The 13161-nt window shown below is 65.1% G+C and carries 10 protein-coding genes; 3 read left to right on the top strand and 7 right to left on the bottom strand.

Going from position 1 to position 13161, the window contains the following annotated elements; all coding sequences use genetic code 11:
• Positions 1–395 precede the first annotated feature (395 nt).
• A complete protein-coding gene (locus tag WAX14_RS22360; protein WP_422630237.1) occupies positions 396–2024 on the bottom strand; it encodes an MFS transporter in 1629 nt (542 codons plus the stop codon).
• Positions 2025–2266: 242 nt separating this feature from the next.
• Here WAX14_RS22360 and WAX14_RS22355 point away from each other — a divergent pair, with 242 nt between their 5' ends.
• Positions 2267–3208, top strand: a complete 942-nt coding sequence (locus WAX14_RS22355; protein ID WP_422630236.1) for an AurF N-oxygenase family protein — start codon at positions 2267–2269, stop codon at positions 3206–3208.
• Positions 3209–3266: 58 nt separating this feature from the next.
• On the opposite strand, the gene WAX14_RS22350 is transcribed toward WAX14_RS22355, so the two are convergent.
• Entirely contained in the window at positions 3267–3731 is a 465-nt protein-coding gene (locus WAX14_RS22350) for a hypothetical protein (protein ID WP_422630235.1), read from the bottom strand.
• Positions 3732–4226: 495 nt separating this feature from the next.
• On the opposite strand from WAX14_RS22350, the gene WAX14_RS22345 reads away from it, so the two are divergent.
• Positions 4227–5540 carry a bifunctional o-acetylhomoserine/o-acetylserine sulfhydrylase gene (locus WAX14_RS22345; protein WP_422630234.1) on the top strand — a complete coding sequence of 438 codons (1314 nt, stop codon included), beginning with the start codon at positions 4227–4229 and terminating at the stop codon, positions 5538–5540.
• A 105-nt stretch (positions 5541–5645) separates the two neighbouring features.
• Here WAX14_RS22345 and WAX14_RS22340 read toward each other — a convergent pair whose 3' ends face one another.
• The 5 genes from WAX14_RS22340 to WAX14_RS22320 form a co-directional block, all read right to left on the bottom strand.
• On the bottom strand, positions 5646–6014 hold the full coding sequence (locus tag WAX14_RS22340; protein ID WP_422630233.1) for a hypothetical protein: 369 nt from the start codon (positions 6012–6014) through the stop codon (positions 5646–5648).
• Positions 6011–6715 carry an ABC transporter ATP-binding protein gene (locus tag WAX14_RS22335; protein WP_422630232.1) on the bottom strand — a complete coding sequence of 235 codons (705 nt, stop codon included), beginning with the start codon at positions 6713–6715 and terminating at the stop codon, positions 6011–6013. Before WAX14_RS22335 ends, WAX14_RS22340 begins: the two co-directional genes overlap by 4 nt.
• On the bottom strand, positions 6712–7461 hold the full coding sequence (locus WAX14_RS22330) for an ABC transporter ATP-binding protein (protein ID WP_422630231.1): 750 nt from the start codon (positions 7459–7461) through the stop codon (positions 6712–6714). Before WAX14_RS22330 ends, WAX14_RS22335 begins: the two co-directional genes overlap by 4 nt.
• The gene (locus tag WAX14_RS22325; RefSeq protein WP_422630230.1) at positions 7454–9721 is read right to left on the bottom strand and encodes an ABC transporter permease; all 2268 of its coding nucleotides are present in this window, start codon (positions 9719–9721) and stop codon (positions 7454–7456) included. Before WAX14_RS22325 ends, WAX14_RS22330 begins: the two co-directional genes overlap by 8 nt.
• A 61-nt stretch (positions 9722–9782) precedes the next feature.
• Positions 9783–11201 (bottom strand): ABC transporter substrate-binding protein, encoded by a 1419-nt coding sequence (locus WAX14_RS22320; RefSeq protein ID WP_422630229.1) that lies wholly within the window; start codon positions 11199–11201, stop codon positions 9783–9785.
• Between the two features lie 262 nt (positions 11202–11463).
• Here WAX14_RS22320 and WAX14_RS22315 point away from each other — a divergent pair, with 262 nt between their 5' ends.
• Positions 11464–13128, top strand: coding sequence for a class I adenylate-forming enzyme family protein (locus tag WAX14_RS22315; RefSeq protein WP_422630228.1), 1665 nt, complete (start codon positions 11464–11466; stop codon positions 13126–13128).
• The last annotated feature ends 33 nt before the right edge of the window (positions 13129–13161 follow it).

Below are 13161 nucleotides of genomic sequence, written 5' to 3'. Positions count from 1 at the left end.
GGGCCGCGCGGCGACGAGTTGGCGGATCTGGCCCGGTCGGCGTTCCTCGACGGAATGCAACAGGCGGCGTGGACGATCGCCGCGATCCTCGCGGTCGGGGCCGTGGCCGCGGCGTTCGTGTCTCCGCGGCGCCCCCGGATCACCGACGGCACCGCACCGGACTGATGCTGGTGCGTCCGGTCCTACGCGGCGGTCACCGGGCGGCGCACGAGCATCGGTCGGCGACGGGAATCTCACGCATGACGTCGTCGACGTGCTGGCCACATCCCTCCCAGCCGGTCTTGCCGCACGCGGGACAGGTGACGGAATAACACATGGCGACGATCCTCCAACTGGTTCGGTTCCGTCGATTGTGCCCGCGGTCCGATGCGCAGGTCCAGCCGTCGCGATCCGGCCTATTCCCGACGGGTGCGGATATGCAGCGCCGTCGCACTCACCAGCCCGAGCGCGAGAAACCCGGACGCGGCGAACAGCGAGATGCGGGTCGCGTCACCGAACCCCTCGGCGAGCGCGGTGGTCACCGCCGGCCCCTCGGGTCCGAGATTCCCGCTCTCCCCCTGTTCTCGCAGCCCGCTGATGGTGCCGCCCGCCGAATCACGGGTCGCGGTCACCAACTGTTCTTGCACCGGTGCGGGCACGGGCGCGGTCTCCAGTTGGGCCGCGAGGGTGTGTGCCAGCGTCACGGACAGCACCGCACCGACGATCGCAGATCCCAGGGCGGACCCCAACTGACGAAACGTGCTCTGTGTTGCCGACCCCTCCCCGGACTTCTCCGGCGGGACGTCGACCAGCACGGTTCCGGTCAGTTGAGCTGACGCCAACCCCAGCCCCACCCCGTACCCGGCGAGCAGTGCAGCCAGCAGCCACGGTGAGACGGTCGACGAGACGAACGTCGCGACCACCGCGACCCCGACCGCCTCGATCGCCAGCCCGAGAATCACGACTCGGGTCGGCCCCATCGCCGCCGCCAGGTGTCGTGCCGCGGCACCGGACGCGAACGCGCCCAAGGCCATGGCCGCGAGGACGAGGCCTGCGCTCATCGTGGTGAGTCCGAGTGCGTTGACGAGGAACAGTGGCAGCACCAGCAGGAGACCGAACTCGCCGATCGCGACGGCCACAGCGGTCGCGTTTCCCCAACTGAAGGTAGGCAACCTGAACAGACTCAGGTCGAGGATCGCCGAGCGATGGCTGCCGACCGCCCGGTGCCGCTCCCAGACCACGAACAGTACGAGTGCGATCACGCCGATCGCGGCGACGACCGGGACGACCGACACCGGCGCGTCCGCCGGCCATGTCAACCCGAAAACACTGAACTCGGCGATCGGTGCCCACCAGCCGAGGCTCTGACCTTCGATGAGTGCGAAGATGATGCCGCCGAATCCGATGACGCTGAGCAGCAGGCCGTCGACGTCGAGACCCGGCACGGTGATCGTCGCGCGGGTTTCCTGGACGGTCAGCACCGCACCGACCAGCACCGCGACCCCGATCGGAATATTGACGACGAAAATCCACGGCCAGGTGAAGTAGGTCGTCAGCCAGCCGCCGAGCAGCGGCCCGACCGCCGCCATCCCGGAGATCACCGCGCCCCACACGGCGAAGGCGATCACCCGGTCCTTGCCCCGGAAGGTCGCGTTGACACTGGACAGGGTCGTCGGCAGCACGAACGCGCCACCGACACCCTGCACGACGCGGGCCGCGATCAGCGCGGTCGCGCTCCCGGCGAGAGCGGCCAGCACGCTGCCGAGCATGAACACCAGTACACCCGCGATGAACATCTTCCGTCGACCGAGTCGGTCGCCGAGGCGGCCAGCGGTCAGGAGCAGCGCAGCGAACACGACGGAATAGACGCTGTTGACCCACTGCGCGTCGGTCAGGTCCATATCGAGGTCGGTGATGATGACCGGCAGGGCGACACCGACGATGGTGCCGTCGACGACGATCATCGACAGGCCGGCGGCGAGCACCCCCAATCCGATCCAGTCCCGCCGATCCGCCCGCGCCGCGGTGTCGACTTCCAACGCCATTGCTGCCTCCCGCCGGTCGGTGAGGGATCGCGGACGTACCCCGGACTCGATCTCAGCAGCAACGTGGTGGTGCGGCATACCGAATCGCCGCACACGAGCAAAAAATCAACCTTTCGACGGATCGGCGGCCCGTTCTCGCAGGTGTCTCCACTTCGACGATCGCGTACAGCCCGTTGTGCCGTGACGACCCTCACTGTAAACTTCAGGTAACCGTTACTTTCCGTCACACTAAGGGTGAGAATATGACCGCATCGCTCACGAACCCCCGGAATGCCACGACCGAGGGTTTCGTGCCGAACGTGGCTCTGTCCGATCGCGAGGACACGGCCCGGCGACTGCTCGCATCGGCCGCCCGCATGTCGTACGACCCGATGATCGAGGTCGACTGGGAGGCGCCGATCCCCGACGACAAATACGGCATGACCCCGGAGTGGAGCACGCTGTACGGCACGGCACTGTGGGACGAGATGACCGACGAGCAGCGGATCGAACTGACGAAGCACGAGGCCGCGAGCGTCTCCAGCGTCGGACTGTGGTTCGAGATCCTGCTCATGCAGATGCTGCTGCGCGATGTCTACAACCGAAACAAGCACTCCCGGCACGTGCAGTTCGCACTGACCGAAGTAGCCGACGAATGCCGCCATTCGGTGATGTTCGCCCGCGCCGGCGAGCGCCTCGGCATGCCCGGCTACGGACCTGCGCCGTATATTCACCGCCTCGGCCGGTTGTGGGGCGGATTCTTCCGCGGCGCCAACGCCTATGCCAGCGTCATGGCCGCCGAAGAAATCCTCGACATGATGCAGCGCGACTTCATGCGCGACGAGCGCGTACAACCGGTCACCCGTACGGTCAGCAAGATCCATGTGCTCGAGGAAGCCCGACACATCCGGTTCGCCCGCGAAGAGGTCGCGCGGCGACTGACCGGCGCAAGCCGGCTACGCCTGCAGGCCGAACGGATCAATACGGCCGTGACGGTGTACTTCGTGGTCAAAAGCATGATCCGCGAGGATGTCTACGCCAATGCAGGCTTGGACCGCGACCGCGCGGTCGCCGAAGCGAAAGCCAACACGCACTACCACGACCGGGTCCGCAAGTCCGGCGCCAAGCTCATGACGTTCCTCGACAGCGTCGGACTGGTCGGTGGACCGTCGAAGATCCTGTACAAGAAGGTCCATCTGCTCTGACCTCGAAGGACGCGCAGCCGCCCTCGAATAACACTGCTGCACAGGGATATTCGCTCTATCAGCGACAGGCGTCGACGATCGCGTGAATGATCCAGACGGGCAACCAGATTCCGCATGTCACGGCGGTGAGAACGAAGTGCAGCAGATGTGGGCAACCACCTCCCGCTCGCACGGTGTTGGTCACCACCACCTGCTGGACCGGACCGTTGTATTGGGGGTGTGTGTACTGGGGGTGTGTGTACTGGGCGGCGGCATGGCGCTGGGCGTCCGCCCACGCTTGACGCCGAACGTCGTCCTGCCACTGCCCCCATTGACGCATCCGCTCCTGCTCGGCCTGCTGCGCCGCCACCTGCTCGGGCGTGGCAGGCGAACCGTATGTCGGCTGCGGCGGGTAGCCGAACCCCTGCCCGTCCGGTGGACGCGGCTCCATCCGATGCTGACGGTGGACCGGTTTGGTTTCCCGGTACTCGGCGTACGGGTCGTAGGTGGAATCGTCACCGGGGTGCTGTTCGGGGTAGGGCACGAAATGGATCCGTTCCAACGGGCCCGCCCGTGGACCAGGCGAGCGAAGCGACGGGAGTTGTAGCCGGGGCGAGCGAAGCGACGGGGGATGTAACCGGAGCCCATAAGAGGTACCACGGCTCACCGACACGAGTGGGATTCCATGACACGGCGTGGTGAGTCTGTCGTTCATCGCATGGTGTGCGGGTGTGTCCTCTGTCCCTGCGCATCGTGTCGTCAACACTGGTCGGGACCACGGTGACCGGTTATTGTCGGGTCCGTGAGCAACACGCGAGTATGCCTGACGGGTGGTCCGTCGGTGCGCCGCCGTGCGCGGTACTTGTGTACCTGCGGGTGTCCGGGTCGCTGAGCGACCCAACCCGATCATCCTCTCCGTGTGGTGTCGCCGGCCGATGTGCCGGCCCTCGCTGTACGCACCATTCGGCCGGGTGACGGTAGGCCACCGAGGAACCATCACGAATTCCCCCGATGTATCGAACAGTACGGAGCAGCACCCATGAGTGAGAACACCCCCGACGCCGTCGACCCCACGGCGAACTGGAGTTTCGAAACCAAGCAGATCCATGTCGGCCAGCCGGCCGGTGGCGACACCAAGGCCCGTGCCCTGCCGATCTATCAGACCACCAGCTATACCTTCGACAGCACCGATCACGCTGCCGCTTTGTTCGGGCTTGCCGAGCCCGGCAACATCTACACCCGCATCATGAATCCCACTCAGGATGCGGTCGAGCAGCGCATCGCCGCGCTCGAAGGTGGCGTCGCCGCGCTGCTGCTGTCGTCGGGGCAGGCCGCTGAAACGTTCGCGATCTTGAACCTCGCCGAGGCCGGTGACCATGTCGTGGCCAGTCCGTATCTCTATGGCGGCACCTACAATCTGCTGCACTACACGTTGCGCAAGCTGGGTATCGAGGTGTCGTTCGTCGAGGATCCCGACGATCTCGGCCAGTGGGCCGCGGCGATCCGTCCCAATACGAAGGCGTTCTACGGCGAGACGATCGCCAATCCGAAGAACCACATCCTCGATATCCCCGGCATTTCGGAACTCGCGCACGAACACGGTCTTCCGTTGATCGTCGACAACACGGTCGCGACGCCGTACCTGCTGCGTCCACTCGAGCACGGCGCCGACATCGTCGTGCATTCGGCGACGAAGTATCTCGGTGGGCACGGCACGGCGATCGCCGGTGTGATCGTCGACGGCGGCACCTTCGACTGGACGCAGGGTCGCCACGCCAATTTCACGACTCCCGATCCGAGCTATCACGGCGTCGTCTTCGCCGACCTGGGTGCGCCTGCCTATGCGCTCAAGGCGCGCGTGCAGTTGCTGCGTGACCTCGGGTCGGCTGTTGCACCGTTCAATGCGTTCCTCATCGCGCAGGGCTTGGAGACGTTGTCGTTGCGGATCGAGCGGCATGTTGCCAATGCGCAGCGGGTCGCCGAGTTCCTGGATGCGCGGCCGGAGATCGAATCGGTGTCCTATGCCGGTCTTCCGTCCTCCCCGTGGTACGAGCGTGGCCGGCAGCTCACGCCGCGTGGTGCGGGTGCGATCGTCGTGTTCGAATTGTCGGGCGGTGTCGACGCAGGCAAGAAGTTCGTCGACGCGTTGACCCTGCACAGTCACGTCGCGAACATCGGTGATGTGCGTTCGCTGGTCATCCATCCGGCGTCCACGACTCATTCGCAGTTGGCCGCCGAGGAGCAGCTCGCGGCCGGTGTCACGCGGGGTCTGGTGCGCCTGGCGGTCGGCATCGAGCACATCGACGATATTCTCGCCGATATCAGCAGGGGGCTCGAGGCGGCGGGTCGCTGACCGCTTACCGATGCAGGAAGGCCCGCCCCCGGAATTGACCGGGGGCGGGCCTTCTGCTCTTCCGTCGGATGCCTACGGAATTGCGCGGCGAGAACGGCTTTCCGATCAGACGGTGCTCCGCGCGAGCGCCTCCGCGATCTTGTCGCTCTGCGCATTGCTCTCGAGCAGTTGCCGTACCAGCCACAGGCTCAGCACCCGCGACACGACGGCCGCGATGTATACCGCCGCACCGATCAAGGTGATCGCGACGAATCCGAGGCTCAGCAGTTGATACGACGCGATATCTCGTAGGTCCGACAGTGTCAGTGACGAGATGTACACGGCGAACGCGGCGAACGCGGCGACGATCATCAGCGTCAGGCCGACGATGCGGCCCTTGCCGGAGAATCCGGGCTTGTTCGTATCCAGCCCCAGTGCGGCCACGTCCTTCTTGAATTGTTCGCGTCGTTCGTCGACCACAGTGGTCATCCTCATCCTCCTAGATAGCTGGTTGACAGTTCTTCTTCGATGTCCACCGGATCGCCTGTACGCACGACCTGTCCGTGCAGCATGAGCGCCGCGCTGGTGGCGATGGGAAGCACTGCCCGGGCGAACTGCTCGGCGACGAGGATGGACAGCCCTTCCGCCGCCAATTCACCGACGATGTCGTAGATCTGGGAGACGATCCGTGGTGCCAGCCCCATCGACAGTTCGTCGAGCAGCAGCACCGTGGGCCGGGTTCCCAATGCCCGGGACAGGGCGAGCATCTGCTGTTCGCCACCGGACATCGACCCTGCCAGTTGGGTTTTCCGCTGCCCGAGTATCGGGAACCTCGTGTAGGCCACCTCTTCTAGTTCGGCGAGTGTGGCGCCTGAACCTGTTGCGATCCAGAGGTTTTCCCGGACTGTCAGGTTGGGGAAGATGCCGCGACCCTCAGGGATCGAGCAGACCCCGAGTCGGGCCAGGTCCGCTGCGGAGACACCGTTCACGACACGCCCGGCGAGCCGGAATTCTCCCGACGTCGCGGTCTGAATACCGGAACATACCTTCAACGTCGTGGTCTTGCCGCCGCCGTTGGGTCCGAGCAGCGCCACCACCGCACCGGGATCGAGTTCGAGATCCACACCGTGAAGTACCTCGATGGGTCCGTATCCCGCACGGACACCTATCAGTTCGAGTAGCGGTCCGGTACTCATACGGCCTCCTCCTCGGTGCCGATGTAGGCGTTGATCACGGCCGGGTCGTTCTTGATCTCGTCCGGCGGTCCGCTCGCAAGCACCGCTCCGTAGTCCAGGACGTGGATGGTGGAGCAGATTTTCATCACCAGCGGAATGTCGTGCTCGACCAGGCAGATCGCCAGTCCGTCGGCGGCCAGTTCACCGAGCAGTTCCGCGAACTGTTCGGTTTCCTGTTCGGTTTGCCCGGATGCAGGTTCGTCCAGCAGCAGAATCCGAGGTGCCGTCATCAGCGCGCGCGCCACCTCCACCACCCGAGCCCGCCCGGTGGGGATGTCCGACACATCGCGATCCGCGATGTCTTCCAGCCCCGTCAGCGCCAGCAGTCGCTCGGTCTCGGATTCGATATCGATGTGACTGCGGCCGTTCGCATGTGCATTGTGAATGTCACCGGCGACGCGCAAGTTGTCCCGGACCGACAGCGACACGAAGAGTTCGAGTCGCTGGAACGTTCGCGCCAGCCCCAACTGCGCCCGCTTGAACGGCGCCGACGAGGTGACGTCGTTGCCGTCGAGGAACACCTGTCCGGAGGTGGGTCGCTGCAATCCGGTGATCGTGTTGAACAGCGTCGTCTTTCCGGCACCGTTCGGCCCGATCAGACCGGTGACCGTCCCGCCCGAAATGCCGATGCTCACGTCGTCTACTGCGGTATGACCACCGAAACGCACAGTGATTCCGCGTGTTTCGAGAAGTTGTACGTCAGCCATGAGAGATCAACTCCTGTTCACGCCGGACGGACGACGACAACTGCCCGGCAATGCCCAGTTCCCGGTCGATCTCGTCACGCACTTCCGGACCGTACGGTTCGTCGACGCCCACCCGGTGGGGATCCAGAGGACGTTTACGCTCCGCTTCCTCCTTGCCGAGTACCGCCTCTGGCATCAGCATCTGCCCGGCGACCGGGAGCAGGAAGACCGTGGCGATGGTAATCGAGGCGAACCACCAGTTGTCGAGCGCTCCGACCAGGGCGAGAACATAGGACACCAGCACGATCGCCGCCCCACCTGCGAGTACGGGCTTCGCGTTGGTCAGGCTGCGATAGCCCTCGACCACCTGATGGACGGTGCCACTCGGGTTGGCAGCGACACCGATACCGATCAGCGCCGGACTGACTGCGGCAACGTGACCGAGGAATGTCCACATTCCCGACAGTTCCGGTTGTGCCGATGCCAGATTCGAGAACGACACCATGATGACGGCGAATCCGATACCCGACATCAGGCCACCGAACAGCGCACCCGACACGTAGCCGATGCCGGCCACCACCGTGAGCATGAGCAGCGACAGGCTCACCAGAATCGAGAAGTTGTCGCTGGACACCGATCCCATTGCGCTGGCCATGAACAGGCCACCGAGTCCGGCGATCGCCGACGAGAGGGTGAACACGCCGAGTTTGAGTCGAACCAGGCTCTGCCCCAGCATCGCCGAAGCCGCCGGGCTGTCCTTCATCGCGGCCAGGCGCCGTCCGTATCCGCTGTTCCGCAGCGCGATGATCGCCACGCCGAGCACGGCGAACAGCACGGTCACGGTCATGAGGAACACCGTGTCGTTGCTCAGGTCGAGCGGGCCCACCCGCAGCGGAGGTATCGCGATACTGCCGTCGGTGAACAGCGAGAATTCGATACCGAACAGTTCGTGGCGGGTGGTGTCGCGCAGAACCATGTTGGACAGGAACACCCCGAACGCCATCGTCGCCAACGCCAGATACAGTCCGCGCAGTCGTAGCGCCGGCAGCGCGATGAGAGCGCCGACGAGTGCCGCGGCGGCGACACCGAGGACCACTCCCCACAGGTTCAGGTGAGCGGCCAGTCCCGCCCCGGTGATCCCGAAGTGATAGGCGACGATCGTGGTGATCGCACCGAACGATACCGGCGCCAGATTCATCTCCCCGGCATAGCCGGTCAGCAAGGTCAGCGACAGCGCGATGATCGCGAACGACATACCGATCGTCAGCGTGGTGACGGCCGATGTCACCATCAGCAGCCGAATCGCGTACACGATCACGACGAGCGCCACCGCCCACGCCACGGCCTTGCGCACCGACGGCACATGGTACCGCTCGCGGGTGCGGGTCACAGCCCCCCGCAGTCGGTCCTGCGGCAGCAGGATGAGCACCACGAACAGCGCGATCATCGGCAACGACACCCGCAGGTTGGAGGTCCACGTCCACGCGGTCGGGAAGTAGGCGAGTACGTATGTGGCGGTCAGACCGAGGAACAGTGCTCCTGCGAAGGTGCGGGGGATGCTCCGCAGCCGACCGAACATCGCTGCCGCGAAGGCATCGATGACCAACAGCGTCAACATGTTCGCTTCGAGCGTTCCGCCGTTGATCGGTGTGACCAGGATGCCCGCCAGCACCGCCAGTGTGGATCCCATCGCCCAGGACAGCGCGGCGAGCCGGTCTGGATCGTGTCCGTTGAGCCGCAACAGATCCGGGTCGTCGACGACCGCGCGCATCGCGACTCCGGCACGCGTGCGGGTGAAGACGATCCGCAATCCGACCGCGACGGCGACAGCCACCGCGATACAGATCAGCTCGTGGTATCGGATCGAGACCCCGAAGACTTCGATTCCGTTGCGGTCCCCGAAGAACATCGTCATCGTGCGCGCGGTTTCCGGATGCCAGAACCAGTGCGACACCGCGAGCATTCCGAGCAGGATCGACACCGTGACAACGATTTTGGTTACTTCGGCCGTGTCCCGCATGCCACGCATGATGCCGACGTAGAGTGCCAGCCCCATCAGCGGGCCGAGGACACCGAGGGTGATGACGAGCGCGACCGGGGTGGGCAGTCCCCAGCCGTAGCGAAGCTGCCAGTAGGCGAACGCCCCCAGCATCGCCTGCGCGCCGTGCGCGAAGTTGAAGATGCCCGACGTGTTGTAGGTGAGGACGAGGCCCGAAGCGGCGATCGCGTAGACCGATCCGAGCACCAACCCCACGATGGTGAAGGTCAGGAAGGTATCCATGAAAACCCCTTGTCCAGGACGCCGGCGATGCGCTCCGCATCGCCGGCGTCGGTCGATCGGATCAGGAGGCCGGCCTGATGATGTTCGGATTCTGGTACTTGGTCGAGATGCGGTCGGGGCCGAGTTCGGTTCCCCAAGTGCTGCGGTCCGTCGCGACGAGGTAGCGGTCATCGCACTTGAAGCTTCCCGCTTCCGACGGGAACGCCTGCGTGTAGTCCGCACCCGACAGCGTCACGACCAGGCCACAGGTCGCCGGCATGTTGGCGCCCGGGTCGGTCACCGCATGCAATCCGCCACCGTCCCACTCGTGGATCTGCGACAGTTCGTCGACCATGCACTGGCGGGTCAGATCGGAGCCGCATTCCTTCGCTGCGGTCGCCCACAGCAGGAAGGACGAGGTGGCCTGCATGCCCAGCAGGGCGGTCTTGCCACCCTTCTCGGTGACGAGTTCGGTGTACTTCTGCACTGCGGGTACAGCATCCGCGTTTTCGAGCATCTGGAAGGTCATACCGGAATGCAGGTTGTCGAGCAGACCGGTGTCGCTGTTCCAGGTGCGCACGGCATCGCCGTACCAGGTGGCTTCACCCATGAAGATCGGGTCGATGCCGACCTGGTCGAGTGCTTTGATGAAGTTGAATTCCGCGGGGACGGGCGATCGCGACGTCCACAGCCCTTCGACGCCGCACTCCCTGAACTTTTCGGCGAACGGTACGTAGCTGGACTCACCCTCGTAGTTGATGGTGACGCCGCAATTCTTCAGCGTGAAACCGGCGGCCGCGGCGATGGAACGGATCTTCGTGGTCGACGAAATGATGGTCGGCATCGTGCTGTCCACGACATCGAACTTGTCGACCAGGTCCGGGTACATCTCGGCGAGTTGGAACCATTGCGATCCGTTCGCGAAGTCCACCGGGAACGGGACGCCCTGGAATGTCATGGGCCCGTTTGCGGCATCCGGCGAGACAGTGAATCCGGGTACCGCGGCGAGGTTGCAGGCGACGCGGGTCTGTTCGGCGGTCTGGTCCATCGCGAAACCGTGTCCGACCAGCATGAACTCCGACGCGCACGCGTTCTGCATGACCATGTTCGCCTGGGTCATCGCGGCGTCGTAGTCGGTGCCGACGATCTGTCTGCCGTTGATTCCGCCCTGTGCGTTGCACCAGTCGATCATCGCGCCGACGGCGTCGCTCATTTCCCTGTTCAAGCCGGGGCTCTTGGTGTAACCCCGGTCGTCGCCGTAGCCGATGCGGATTTCCGTATCGGTGATGCCCTGGTCGGTTGCGCCCGTAGCATCTCCTTCCCCACAAGGAGATTCGAGTGTTCCGAACGTCGAATCGGATGCCGGCGCCGCCTCCCCCGCGGCGCTGGGCGACCCGGCGGACACGACGGCATCACCCTCCCGATCGGAGGAACAGGCGGTTGTCACCACCAGGGTGGCGGCCAGTCCCGCCACCAGTTTTGACGCAGTGCTGAGTTTCACGTTGACGGACTCCTTGGTCTCGGCGAATTCTCGATAGGGGCGAGGGCCGAGACATCGAATCGGGCATGTCGGGTGCCGCGAAGGTAGCCAGCGCAACGCTGCCGACTTCGGCCATTCCCGGTGAGCGAGACTAAAAAGTGATGCCGGACACATAACCGTCCCGATCAGTGGTATCACTCACTTCGACCGGGATCACGACGTGAGATGTTGTGGCCCAAATGTAGGCCGGGGAACTCGGCGGAAACCGGAAAGGCGCGCCTCCATGACAGCACCAGCAGATCTCCAACAGATTCTGCAGCAGGTAGTTTCGAAGCTCACCGGGCCCGGCGGCCGCTTCGAGGTCGTCGAGGACGACGTGCTCGGCAATCGCATGCCGGTCATGCGCAACCGCGGTCGGCGCGTCGGTGATCTCGTCGCCGCATCGAAGACCTGGGGCGACCGTGACTATCTGGTGACCGCGGACCGGCACATCTCGTTCGCCGAGCATGCCGACGCCGTCGCGGCCGTAGCGACCGCACTGCGGGACGAACACGGCGTCGGCAAGGGCGACCGGGTCGCGATTCTCGCCGCCAACTCACCCGAATGGGTCATCACCTTCTGGGCGGCGGAATGCCTGGGTGCGATCGCCGTCGGCCTCAATTCGTGGTGGACACCGAAGGAGATCGAGCACGGCGTGAACATGGTCACGCCCACCGTGATCGTGGCCGACGCGAAACGTGCGGCGCTGTTGTCCCGTGCCGACGTGTCCGGATTCGCACTGCTCACCGTCGAGGAGGACCTGCCCCGCCTGGTGGCCGCGGGTGCCGGTGCGGAACTGCCCACCGCCGACGTCGACGAGGACGATCCCGCGGTCATCCTGTTCACCAGCGGAACGAGCGGACGCCCGAAGGGCGCACTGCATTCGCAGCGCAACCTGCTCGCCGTCGTCGACTACCACCGCTTCTCGGACGCGATGGTCGCGACGATGTACGGTCGGTCCTACGACGATGCGGTGCCGAGCGACAGCCGCTATCTATTGACATCTCCGCTGTTCCACATCGCGAGCCTGCACAATCTCACGGTCCCCCGCCTCGCCACCGGCAGTGCCGTCGTCATGACCGAGGGTGGGTTCGACGTCGACAAGGTCTTCGGGTTGATCGAACGTGAGCGAGTCACCAATTGGGGTGCGGTTCCGACGATGGCCTCCCGGATGCTCGACCACGAGGGGACCGATCGCTACGACCTGTCGTCACTGACCGCGTTCGCTCTGGCGTCGGCGCCGTCGTCGCCGGCGTTCAAGCAGCGTCTGCGCGAGAAGTTCCCGTTCGCGCAGCAGGCACTCGTGGACAGCTACGGGCTCACCGAGTGCAGTACCGCGATCGCGGTCGCGACCGCGGGAGAACTCGAGGCGTTCCCCGGCACGTTGGGCCGGCCGATCCTCAACGTCGCTGTGGAGATCCGCGATCCGTTCGGAGAAGCGGTGGCCGACGGCGCCGAAGGTGAAGTGTGCGTCCGCAGTCCGTTCGTGATGCTCGGGTATTGGAAGGACGACGCTGCGACCGCCGCGTCCATCACGGTCGGTGGATGGCTCCGCACCGGCGACTACGGTGTCCTGCAGGACGGCCGGTTGCGGCTGACGGGTCGACGCTCGGACCTGATCCTGCGTGGCGGTGAGAACGTGTACCCGACCGAGGTCGAGCAGTGCCTCGACGAGCACCCCTCGGTCCACGAATGCGCAGTCATCGGCGTCGACGACAACGATCTGGGGCAGCAGGTCGCGGCGGTGGTGGTGCTCCGGCCCGGCCACGACGTGAGCGAAGACGACCTGCGCGAATTCTGCGCCGAACGCCTCTCCTACTACAAGGTGCCGACCCAGTGGCGGATCACCCGTGACCTGTTGCCCCGCAATGCGACCGGGAAGATCCAGCGTCGCGACGTGGCCGTCTGAGCGCCCCGCCCTGCGCGCGGTTGTGGTAGCGGG

This window comes from Rhodococcus sp. (in: high G+C Gram-positive bacteria) (assembly GCF_049299235.1).
Lineage (GTDB): Bacteria > Actinomycetota > Actinomycetes > Mycobacteriales > Mycobacteriaceae > Rhodococcus.
The sequence above is the reverse complement of the archived record's forward strand: the minus strand, read 5'-3'. Positions and strand labels throughout refer to the sequence as shown.

What these genes read in the sequence shown, in the direction of transcription:
- WAX14_RS22360 (WP_422630237.1), bottom strand. Translation starts at nt 2,024, where the DNA reads ATGGCGTTGGAAGTCGACACCGCGGCGCGGGCGGATCGGCGGGACTGG.
- WAX14_RS22355 (WP_422630236.1), top strand. Translation starts at nt 2,267, where the DNA reads ATGACCGCATCGCTCACGAACCCCCGGAATGCCACGACCGAGGGTTTC.
- WAX14_RS22345 (WP_422630234.1), top strand. Translation starts at nt 4,227, where the DNA reads ATGAGTGAGAACACCCCCGACGCCGTCGACCCCACGGCGAACTGGAGT.
- WAX14_RS22340 (WP_422630233.1), bottom strand. Translation starts at nt 6,014, where the DNA reads ATGAGGATGACCACTGTGGTCGACGAACGACGCGAACAATTCAAGAAG.
- WAX14_RS22335 (WP_422630232.1), bottom strand. Translation starts at nt 6,715, where the DNA reads ATGAGTACCGGACCGCTACTCGAACTGATAGGTGTCCGTGCGGGATAC.
- WAX14_RS22330 (WP_422630231.1), bottom strand. Translation starts at nt 7,461, where the DNA reads ATGGCTGACGTACAACTTCTCGAAACACGCGGAATCACTGTGCGTTTC.
- WAX14_RS22325 (WP_422630230.1), bottom strand. Translation starts at nt 9,721, where the DNA reads ATGGATACCTTCCTGACCTTCACCATCGTGGGGTTGGTGCTCGGATCG.
- WAX14_RS22315 (WP_422630228.1), top strand. Translation starts at nt 11,464, where the DNA reads ATGACAGCACCAGCAGATCTCCAACAGATTCTGCAGCAGGTAGTTTCG.